The organism is Streptomyces sp. NPDC031497, from assembly GCF_055580905.1.
The window spans coordinates 164,882-174,835 of sequence record NZ_JBVIKO010000022.1; the positions used below are offsets into that span (position 1 = coordinate 164,882).

The following is a 9,954-nucleotide window of genomic DNA, read 5'->3' on the forward strand; positions in this document are numbered from 1 at the left end:
GGGGTAGCTGTGCATCAGCGTCTGCGGCAGGGAGAGTAGAAGTTTCCCTTTTGTGCAGTAAAGCTGTCCTCATGTGCAGGGGTTACACGTGAATGCCTCGGGATGCAGGTCATCCGTGGCTGCGCGCGCGGCACGATGGCATGCTTCGAACATGGCAACATCTTTCCCCGAGATCGGCGACGGTCTCGATGAACTCCTCCCTGTCGCCGCGGTCCGGCTGGACGACGGACAGCTCTCTCGGGCCGCCGATTACGCCAGCCGGGAGAAGGTGCAGGCTGGCGACGTGCTCTTCGAGGCGGGAGACGAATCCGGTGACCTCTTCCTGTGCGGAACCGCGACGCTGGAGGCGCTGAATCCGTCGCCAGAAGACGGCGGTGAGCAAGTCTTCATGACGTACGGCCCCGGACAGTTCGCGGGCGAGCTGAATCTGCTCACCGGGCAGCGACGCGGAGTGACCGTGCGCGTCTCGGCGAGCGGCACCATCCTGCGGGTGAGCCCGGATGCGTTCCGCCGGCTCATGGCTCAGGAGACTGAACTCTCAGATGTTTTCCTGCGCGCCTTCCTCGCGCGGCGAAGGCTCCTGCGGTATGCAACCGAGCAGAGTCTGCGCATCGTAGGGGACGCCGGCTCGGCCGCGGGCATGGCGATGCGCACCTTCTTGGAACGGCAGGGTGTCCCGCACCGGTGGATCGAAAGCGATTCCCCCCAGGGCGAGGCTGCCGTCGATGCGGCCGGCCTCACCGGACAAGACTTGCCGGTCGCGCTGACGCCGCATGAGACGACCCCACGTGTGACTCCCGGCATCATCAGCCAGCAGCTCAACCTGGCCTACCGGCGCACCGGACGCGGCTCGGCGGACCTCACAGTCGTGGGCGCCGGTCCGGCTGGCTTGGCCGCCGCGGTCTACGGTGCCTCAGAGGGCCTGGAGACGGTTCTCCTGGACGGTGTCGCCGTTGGCGGCCAGGCCGCAACAAGCGCTCGTATCGAGAACTACCTCGGCTTCCCATTCGGTCTCAGCGGCGGGGACCTGGCTGCCAGGGCCGCAGTGCAGGCTCTGAAGTTCGGTACGCATATCGCCAGTCCGTGCGCCGTCCGGACGCTGAGCACGGAGAACGGCGGTCACATAGTGACCCTGGCGGACGGCACCCGCATCGAGACGCGGGCGGTGATCGTCGCCACGGGCGCAGAGTACCGGGCGTTGCCCCTGGAGGGCTGGGCGGAACTGACGGGGTGCGGTATCTACTACGCCGCCACCGATCTGGAGGTGCAAGCGGTCGCCGGCCGGCCTGTCGTGGTGGTGGGCGGGGCCAACTCCGCGGGACAGGCCGCACTGCACCTGGCCAATCACGCGGCCGGCGTGACGCTCGTGGTACGTGGTTCTGACCTGGGAGCGCGTATGTCGGCCTACTTGGTGGAGCGTATCGTGAACGATCCTCGGATTACTGTGCTCACCGGCACCGAGGTGACGGCTCTGCACGGCGATCCTCATCTGGAAGGTGTGACACTCACCACACGCGACGCGGGGACGACTACCGGTCACATGGCGTGCGCGGGACTGTTCTGCTTCATCGGGGCCAAGCCAGCAACGTCGTGGCTGAGCGATGTGGTGCTCGACGCCAACGGATTCGTCCCGACCGACCGGCAGTTGTTCGGGGCCGACCTCGGGCCGCTTTGGAAGGAACTGGGACGCGACCCGTTGCCGTACGAGACCAGCGTGCCGGGTGTGTTCGCGGCTGGCGACGTGCGTCTTGATTCGATGAAGCGGGTCGCCGCCGCCGTCGGAGACGGTGCCAGCGCGGTACGCTCCGTGCACCAGTACCTCGCAACCCTGTGAACGGGGGGGCGACCGTTGCTCAGGTAACGGGAGGCGCCGTCCGGAGAGCCGAGTTGTAGAGCCGTCGTAGATACTTCGCGGCGGCACACAGGGTTCCCTGGGAGGTGCACTGGTGGCAGAGCTCAAGATGGGATTCGTAGTTCTCTTGGGCCTTCCGGACATCGTTGTGCGAAGTCTGCATGGGCGGTCCCCCTGAAAAGTGTGGTGCCACGGGTATGGCACGCCGAATCTGGGGGTGTCATGGCTGGTCGCCGCTGACACCGCGAGAACTGTGATCTTGTTACTCAGAGTACGGCAAGTATCGACGGCCACCCACCATACGTGTGTGGTGTCCGGCGTCTCGAAGGACGCTCCAGGCAGCAGTTCCTGACAGATACACTTTGACAGTACGAGACACGTATGCGTATCGCCGAGCTCGGCCGACCGCAGACGATCACGACCATTCCTGACATGCTCGCGCTGCGAAGAGTAGGACGACACATGACGAAGCAACTGCGCGATGAGGACATCACGCATGTCGGCGACGACGTGTATCTCGTGTCGGGAAGCAACACCAACTGGGTGATCATCAAGGACGGCGACAACGCCACGCTGGTGGACACCGGATACCCGAATGATCACGACCTCGTGCTGGGCTCACTGGCCGCGGTGGGGCTGAGGCCCGAGTCCGTGCGCGCGGTCCTGGTGACGCATGCGCACAACGACCACATCGGCGCCGCGGAACGCCTGCGGGCGACCCACGGCACACCGATTCTGATGCATGAGAAGGAAGTGCCGCACGCCCGTCGCGACTTCCTGCACCAGGTCTCGGTGGGGCAGGTACTGCTCCAGGCGTGGCGTCCGGGGGTACTGCCGTGGGCCATTCACGCGATCAAGGCGGGCGGCACCACTGAGGTGCCTGTGATCCAGCCCTCGCCGTTCCCCACGCCTGGCCCACTGGACCTGCCCGGCGCGCCGGAGCCGGTGCACACGCCGGGGCACACGGAGGGACACTGCGCCTACGTGCTGGCCGGCAGCGGAATTCTAATCAGCGGTGACGCCCTGGTGACCGCTCACCCCACATCCCGGATCGCAGGCCCGCAACTGCTGCCTGCCATGTTCCACACCGATCTTTCCATAACCGAGCGGTCCCTGGACGTATTGGAGGGAATCGACGCCGGGACTGTCCTGCCCGGCCACGGCCCCGTCTACGCGGGCAGCGTCAAGGAAGCGGTGACATTGGCCCGGGGCCACGTCGTGCGGTGATACCGGTCGCGCACGCTTCCGAGGGCGGTCAAGACCGTAGACACAAAGATTCCACAACTCCGCGTCATGCTGGAAGGGCATGGCGCGTGAGACGGACATCGCCTCGTGCCCGCAGCTGACAGGGCAGCGCCTGCAGACCGCCGCGCGGGGCGCGTAGTCCGCCGCGCGTCCGGCACCCGCCCGGCGCCGCGCACCACCCTTTGCGCCTCTTGGTCCGAGGCCGGGGCGCGGCGCCGGAATTGCCTTCCATCCACGGAGTTGCACATGGCCACTTACCAAGTTGTCGAGGTCGCGCCTGACGGCGGTCTCCGCCTTTCCGAGCGTGAGCTGGTTCCGCCCGGTCCTGGCCAGGTGCGCATACGAGTGGAGGCCTGCGGCATCTGCCACAGCGACTCGATCGCCGTGCACCCGCATGCCTCCGAGGACGTGTGTCGGGTTCCCGGTCACGAGGCGGTGGGCCGTATCGATGCTCTCGGTGAGGGCGTATCGACATGGCACGTAGGTGACCGGGTCGGGGTCGGTTTCCTCGGCGGGCACTGCGGAGTCTGCGACGCTTGCCGTCTGGGCGACTTCGTGGGCTGCACCGATCAGCCGTATACGGGTGGTCACGTCGACGGCGGCTACGGCGAGTACATGTACGCCCGGCAGACAGGCTTGGTGGCGATCCCGGAGGATGTGAGCGCCGTGCGCGTGGCACCGCTGCTGTGCGCGGGGTTCACGGTGTACAACGCCCTGACGCAGGCCGTGCGGCAGCCCGGTGGTCTGGTGCCCGGCAATCTGGTCGCTGTGCAGGGCATCGGTGGTCTCGGGCATCTGGCCGTTCAGTACGCGCGGGCTCTGGGTATGCGGGTGGCCGCGGTGGCGCGCGGAACCGACAAGGAGGAACTGGCCCGGAAGCTGGGCGCGCACGAGTACGTGGACAGCAAGGGCTCGGATGCCGCAGCGGAGCTGACCAAGTTGGGAGGCGCGCAGATGATTCTGGCCACCGCTGCCGGGGGCGATGTGAGTTCGCTCCTCGGCGGTCTGAGCCGTGGTGGCCGGCTCGTCGTAGTGGGTGTGTCTCCCGAGCCGGTTCAGGTTCTGCCGCGGCAGCTGATCTTCGGCGCGGTGCAGGTGTCCGGCTCTCTGACCGGCACTCCCGCGGAGAACGAGGAGAACCTCGCCTTCGCCGGTGCTCAGGACGTCGCTCCGATGGTGGAGCAGGCATCACTGGTGGACGCGCAGGCGGCCTACGACCGTATGAAGAGCGGCAAGGCCCGGTTCCGCATGGTCCTCAGCGTCTGACGGCGCATTATCGGTGGTCTTCGCGCTGCCTGCGGGGCGAAGACCACCGGCCGCATACAAGCGGCCCGCCCAAGGCGCTCCTTGGGCGCACCACCCAATCGGTTCCCGGCGCCGGGAGCCGCCTCTTGCTGACAGGAGCCATTCCATGTCCACCTATGTGGCCGATTCGGCCGAGACTCACTATGTCGATGGACCGGACGGAGAACGTTTCGCCTACCGTCGTTTCGGTCGTGCCGGTGAGCGGCCGCTGGTGATGCACATGCGTCTGCGCGGCACCATCGACCATTGGGACCCTGCCTTCCTGGACCTGCTGGCCGCCGAGCGCGAGATCATCATCTTCGACAATCGTGGTGTCAACCTTTCCACGGGCAATCCGCCGACCACTATGGAAGACATGGTTGAGGGGTCACTCACCTTCATCCGTGCACTGGGGCTGACGGACATCGACGTGCTGGGCTGGTCCATGGGCGGCATTGTCGCCCAGGGCGTCGCGCTGGCGGCTCCGGACATCGTCCGTCATCTGGTAGTGGCCGGCAGCTCGGCGGGCGGGGTGCCCGACCTGCCCACTCCCCCGGTGCGCACGCAGCAGACCATCGGCAAGCCGGTCAACGTGGATGAGGACTTCCTGTACCTGTTTTTCCCGGAGACGGAGGGCGCCGTCGCCGCCGGACGCGCTTCGCTCAAGCGCCTGGAGACTCGTCTGGACGAGTCCCAGGCCGTGGTGGGCCCCGAGGCGGTTCGCGGCCAGCTGGGGGCCATTAGCTCCTTCAAGGGCTTCTGGAACCGTCAGGAGGAGCTCAAGCTTCCGGTCCTGGTCGCCAACGGCGCCCACGACGTGATGATCCACGCCTATGCCACTTACGCGATGTCGCAGAAACTGCCCAACGCCAAAGCGGTCCTGTACAGCGACGCGGGGCACGGCTTCTTGTTCCAGCACCCCGAGGATTTCGCTCACGAGGTGAACAGGTTCCTGTCCGCCTGAGCAATGTCGTGCCGTGTGGGGGATACGTAGTCGACCTCCCCCGCACGGCATATTCATGCCCGGAGGGGTGCGGTGACGCCCTCGCCTCACCGTCTCCGCCGGGCGCCCTCGGCCATCTCCGCTGTCGAGGCTAGTCGTCGCCCGGGAGTACTTCAGCGGTTTTGCGCAAGGCGTGCAGCGCGTAGTGCTGACGGGATTTGACCGTTCCGGCCGGTATGCCGAGCCGTGCCGCGGTTTCCGCGACGGAGAAGCCGTACATACAGGTATGGACAAGTACTTCACGGTGCTCGACGCTCAAGTCCCGCAGCAGGGTTCTGGCGTGGATGCCGGCCAGTACATCGTCGCCGTGATCCGGCTGCGCGACGTCACACCATTCGTCGGTGACCGTTTCACGACGGGCTGCCGCGCTCCGGGTGCGGTCCAGGGCTAGGTGGCACGTCACCTTGAAGAGCCATCGGCGCACCGAGCCGTGTCCGGTACGCAGCCTGTCGATGTGCCGCCAGGCTCGGACCAGAGCCTCCTGCGCGATGTCCTCGGCCAGATGGGGATCGGCCAGCAGCTTCTCGGCGTAGGCGACCAGGGCCGGGTAGTGCAGGATCACCAAGGCCTGCGCGTAGGTGTGTTGTGGTGATATGCCCGGGCTCACCGGATGCGCGGTTGACGTCATGTTCGGGGTTTCTGCTTTCGACAGCGGCCGACCGTCGCCGCTGATGGGTTCAGAGGCAGAGCGCGCCCTCTCCGGCCCGGGAACGGGGCGTGACCCGGGCCGGAGACCGCTCTTGGGGCGTGGCGTACCCAAAGAACCGGAGGCGTCGCAGGCGCCTGGCCGGTGCCATCACATCAGGCTGTCTCGGTACTCGTCCAAGACCATTTCGGCATCGCCCGATGCGCGGTGGGCATCACTCGTGGAAACTCACTCGGACCACACCCAGGTGACTCGCTCATACATCCGTTCGAAGCCGAGGCGCAGCATGTTGTGCAGGGAGGTGTTGTGGTCGCCGGGGGCTTCCGCACCCGTTTCGGCGACGAGCCAACGGCAACCGGCGGCTCGGGCCGCCTGGGCCCGCGCGATGAGGAGTGCCGTCTGGGCGCCGCGGCCACGCCCTTCGGGAAGGGTGGCTCCGCCGAACATATCCGCGCATTCACCGTTGAGGTAGACACTGCCGACCGCGATGATCCGCTCACCTTCCCAGACGGCGTACTGCCGCCAGCTCGGCTTGCCGACGCAGGAGGCCGCCATCTCGATCATGCCGGGCGGGGTGGTGAGGCCGAAGGTGGTCATCATGACCGCCGCCCACTCGTGCGCCTGATGGGGCTCGACGGCTCCGACCCGCAGGGCGGGATCGAGCGCCGCTGCTCCGTCGGGCGCGGACAGCGGGGCCGCCACTTCGCACCCCAGCTTGACGAGACGGTTGCCCTCGGCGAGGCCGATTTTCGCGGCGGTCGCGGACCAGTCCCGCGGCAGCAGCTCCGGACCGATCATGATCGAGCCTCTTGGTACGCCCTGCGCACGGTAGAAGTCACACACCTTCGCCAGAGCATCCGCCGTAGGCGGCCCGTCGGCGCCGAAGCCGCCGGCGCGGTTGAAGAACCGACTTGGGTCCTCCCGGATCGCCAGCGCGAGAACCGAGCCGGCTCGCGAAGAGCTCACACCGAGTGCTTCTCGCACGGACGGTGGCGCCCCGGTCGCGAAGTCCGTGTAGGCCTCGATCTCGGTTTGTTCTGCGAACTGGAGGGGGACAGTGGTCGTCACGCCTGATTCTCCTTCTTCTGGTCGTCGACGAAGCCCGCGATGGCTGCGGTGAACTTATCTGCTTCCTCTACATGGCCGAAGTGCCCGCTGTCAGACAGCTCGTACAGCAGCGCGTGCGGCAGGCCCTCGGCTATCTCGTACGCGAATCGCGGCGGGCAGATGAAGTCATGGGTGCCGACGATCACCAGCGTCGGAACCTCGATCGCTCCGAGTTTTCCCCGTACGTCCCAGCGGACCGGGAGCCGGTTCGCGTCATGAGTGACTCGGAGGGTGAATTCCCCCACCTCTCGCAGGGTCTTTTCGTAATCGGCGAAATAGGCCGGCAGGAGGGCGTTCAGGTAGTCCTGGTGCGACTCGTCGTCAGTGATGTCCAGTGTCCGCGCCACGACGACGGCGTGCCACAACCGGCCTGCCGCTGCCGCCTTTGGCCGATGGGGCCAACGCCGCACGAAGGCGGACATGTTCTCGGTCGCGGACTCCGTCAGTTCCTGCCCGGACACCGGGGCGGTGTCGTAGAGGATGAGTCCGTCGAGACGATCAGAGTAGTCGATCGCGAACTGCTGGGCCACGAAGCCTCCGTGTGAATGGCCCAGGAAGAACGCGGTCGGCGCCCCGATGTCGTCCAGCACAGCCTTGGCGTATCGCGCGTAGCGGGACATGGAGTAGTCGCCGTCCGGCAGCAGACCGCTGGCGCCTGAGCCGACGGGTTCCATGTAGACCAGAGTCAGCTGTTCTTCCAGTCCCGGCATGCGCAGATACTCCGGGTGCACACCGGGTCCTCCCGAATGCACGAGGCACAGCGGGCCCTGACCGGCGAGCCGGTACAACTGCCGCACTCCGTCCACGACAATGGCCCGCGTCCGGCCGTCCGCAACTCCTGTCACCGCTGGGTGCGCAAATGCACCATGGGGTTCGTTCATCTTTTCAAGACGCGGTGAGAACCTCAGCAGTTCGATCCGCCGCTGGGTTTTCTCGCCAGGAGGACTGATTCAGCGGGAGCGTGGGTGGTACAGACGCACTCTTCCCACCTGGCCGCCCTCCAGGAAATGGACCCACACGAGATTGGGCGGGCAGTGGAAAGGGTCTTCCGGCGGATTGATGAGTTCGGCCTCCCAGACGACCAACTCACGGCTGGCTGTCACATTCCGCAACTCGTGGCGGACTCCCTCCGACACATCGCGATCGAATGCGCTACCGAGGTAGTCCATGCCAGTCCGCTTTCCCGTCGGCCAGGTCACCTGTGCGTCGGGGGACCACCAGTCCGGCAGTGCCGAACCGAGCCTTCCGCGGTGCGCAGACATCATGATGTCCTGCGCCAGATCGCGGTGCAGAACAGTCAGCGCGGTCGCATCGTCGTGTGCCGCGTCGTACGAACGCGACAGTGCCTCCGACAGCTTCGCGCGCGCCTGGCTGAGCCTGCTGCGGACGGTTCCGACCGGTGTGCCACACAGGGCCGCGATATCGTCGTAGGAGGTCACATCGGTGAAGTAGCGCAGCAACGTCACCAGGCGCAAGGGCGGAGTCAGAGCTTCTACGGCGGTCCATACCCAGTTCCGTAGAGCGAGCCCGTCGATCACCTCCGCGGGATCGGGCAGTGAGCCATGACGGTGCATCGGAACGGCCTGGGACGGGTCGGCCAGGGGGATCGCGGAGATCTTCCGCAGCTGGGAGTGACAGACATTGCGTACCACCATGCGCAGCCAGGAACCGGCCGCGTCCGGGTCCCGAATGTCGCCAATACGACGCAGCGCCTTGAGGACGGCTTCCTGTACAGCGTCCTCAGCTTCCGGGTCGCTTCCCAGGAGGGTCAGCGCGACCGCGTACATGCTCGCTCTGTGCCTGGCGAGTACAAGGCCGAGGGCACCGGCATCGCCCGCTTGGGCGGCACGCACCAGTTCCGAGTCCGACGGCGCCCGTTTTATCATAAAATCGGACATGCGGTAACAGTACCAAGGGGGTACAGCAAGACTGCGTGCTCCTCTTCGGGTGTCATACCCCCCGGCGCCGACAGGGCGCCGCTGTAATTCCGGCCCGATCTCCCAATCAGGTTGCACCGCAGGGATGGAAAGTGTGCCCTTTCGGGCTGTGCGGCAGACCGTGTGCTCCAGGCGGGAAGGTCAGCCTGCTTGATGGCATGAGCCGGAGGTGCAGGCGACGTCCGCTGGACGACGCGGCAGGCATCACCTGCGGATGGAGTGGTGAAGCAACTGGCGTGCCGGCTGCCAGACTGCCGCCCTCCGCCGAGAGGGTGGGAGGAAACCGGGGGCTTCAGTCGCTGGGGCGGCACCTCGTAAAACCGCACGTCAAAGAGGTGCCGCTATCGAATCAGCGACTGAAGCGACCCAACTTTCCAATAACCATCACAGTTCACAGTCCTCAGGGAAGCTACCCGGCGGGGCGGCGCCCGGTCAGACAATGCCCCCGTGCAGAGTGCCCAGACTGCGCAGAACGAAGGCGTACATCTCATCGGCATCGAGGTGCCGCAACTCCTCGGCGAGCAGCTCCGACATGGGACGCGTCTTCAGCGCGACAGTGCGCGGCAGCTGGCCGGGCAGAGTCAGCGTTGCCATGGGGCCCTGTGGCCTCTCGACGATGATGTCACCGTTCTTGGTGCCCAGGTGGACAGCAGTGATCGCGGGACCAGGGCTCGGACGTCGACCGACCGACACTCCGAACCTCACACTCAGCCAGGCGGCCAAGAGTTCGGCCCCCGCGTTGTCCTCCTCCGCTACTACGGTTGCTTCGGTAACCGTGGTAGCGGCCTGGTCCAGGGCCGCCGCCAGCATCGAGCGCCAGGGCGTGATCCGGGTCCAGGACAGGTCCGTGTCGCCGGGGGTGTAGGCGTCCGCGCGAGCG

9 protein-coding genes are annotated in these 9,954 nt (G+C 66.4%); 4 read left to right on the forward strand and 5 right to left on the reverse strand.

What is annotated here, in order from left to right; all coding sequences use genetic code 11:
• The first annotated feature begins 151 nt into the window (after nucleotides 1-151).
• The 4 genes from ACZ5K7_RS35890 (at nucleotide 152) to ACZ5K7_RS35905 (ending at nucleotide 5,345) form a co-directional block, all read left to right on the forward strand.
• Complete coding sequence (locus tag ACZ5K7_RS35890; protein ID WP_468920318.1) at nucleotides 152-1,834, forward strand: FAD-dependent oxidoreductase; 1,683 nt, start codon at nucleotides 152-154, stop codon at nucleotides 1,832-1,834.
• A 480-nt stretch (nucleotides 1,835-2,314) separates the two neighbouring features.
• Nucleotides 2,315-3,079, forward strand: coding sequence for an MBL fold metallo-hydrolase (locus tag ACZ5K7_RS35895; RefSeq protein WP_468920363.1), 765 nt, complete (start codon nucleotides 2,315-2,317; stop codon nucleotides 3,077-3,079).
• 264 nt (nucleotides 3,080-3,343) lie between these two features.
• Entirely contained in the window at nucleotides 3,344-4,363 is a 1,020-nt protein-coding gene (locus tag ACZ5K7_RS35900) for a zinc-binding dehydrogenase (protein ID WP_468920319.1), read from the forward strand.
• Nucleotides 4,364-4,508: 145 nt separating this feature from the next.
• A complete protein-coding gene (locus ACZ5K7_RS35905; protein ID WP_468920322.1) occupies nucleotides 4,509-5,345 on the forward strand; it encodes an alpha/beta fold hydrolase in 837 nt (278 codons plus the stop codon).
• 130 nt (nucleotides 5,346-5,475) lie between these two features.
• On the opposite strand, the gene ACZ5K7_RS35910 is transcribed toward ACZ5K7_RS35905, so the two are convergent.
• The 5 genes from ACZ5K7_RS35910 to ACZ5K7_RS35930 form a co-directional block, all read right to left on the reverse strand.
• Nucleotides 5,476-6,012: a sigma-70 family RNA polymerase sigma factor gene (locus ACZ5K7_RS35910; protein ID WP_468920325.1), complete on the reverse strand. Its 537-nt coding sequence runs from the start codon at nucleotides 6,010-6,012 to the stop codon at nucleotides 5,476-5,478.
• A 246-nt stretch (nucleotides 6,013-6,258) separates the two neighbouring features.
• Nucleotides 6,259-7,098 carry a GNAT family N-acetyltransferase gene (locus ACZ5K7_RS35915; protein WP_468920328.1) on the reverse strand — a complete coding sequence of 280 codons (840 nt, stop codon included), beginning with the start codon at nucleotides 7,096-7,098 and terminating at the stop codon, nucleotides 6,259-6,261.
• Nucleotides 7,095-7,934 (reverse strand): alpha/beta fold hydrolase, encoded by an 840-nt coding sequence (locus tag ACZ5K7_RS35920; protein ID WP_468920331.1) that lies wholly within the window; start codon nucleotides 7,932-7,934, stop codon nucleotides 7,095-7,097. Before ACZ5K7_RS35920 ends, ACZ5K7_RS35915 begins: the two co-directional genes overlap by 4 nt.
• Nucleotides 7,935-8,087: 153 nt before the next feature.
• Nucleotides 8,088-9,035, reverse strand: coding sequence for an RNA polymerase sigma factor (locus ACZ5K7_RS35925; RefSeq protein WP_468920333.1), 948 nt, complete (start codon nucleotides 9,033-9,035; stop codon nucleotides 8,088-8,090).
• Nucleotides 9,036-9,506: 471 nt separating this feature from the next.
• A partial coding sequence (locus ACZ5K7_RS35930) for a glucose-6-phosphate dehydrogenase assembly protein OpcA (RefSeq protein WP_468920335.1) occupies nucleotides 9,507-9,954 on the reverse strand: 448 nt, incomplete at its 5' end.

Bases quoted from the DNA above. Each gene is read 5' to 3' on its own strand.
- ACZ5K7_RS35895 (WP_468920363.1), top strand. From the start codon at position 2,315: ATGACGAAGCAACTGCGCGATGAGGACATCACGCATGTCGGCGACGAC.
- ACZ5K7_RS35910 (WP_468920325.1), bottom strand. From the start codon at position 6,012: ATGACGTCAACCGCGCATCCGGTGAGCCCGGGCATATCACCACAACAC.
- ACZ5K7_RS35890 (WP_468920318.1), top strand. From the start codon at position 152: ATGGCAACATCTTTCCCCGAGATCGGCGACGGTCTCGATGAACTCCTC.
- ACZ5K7_RS35905 (WP_468920322.1), top strand. From the start codon at position 4,509: ATGTCCACCTATGTGGCCGATTCGGCCGAGACTCACTATGTCGATGGA.
- ACZ5K7_RS35925 (WP_468920333.1), bottom strand. From the start codon at position 9,035: ATGTCCGATTTTATGATAAAACGGGCGCCGTCGGACTCGGAACTGGTG.
- ACZ5K7_RS35900 (WP_468920319.1), top strand. From the start codon at position 3,344: ATGGCCACTTACCAAGTTGTCGAGGTCGCGCCTGACGGCGGTCTCCGC.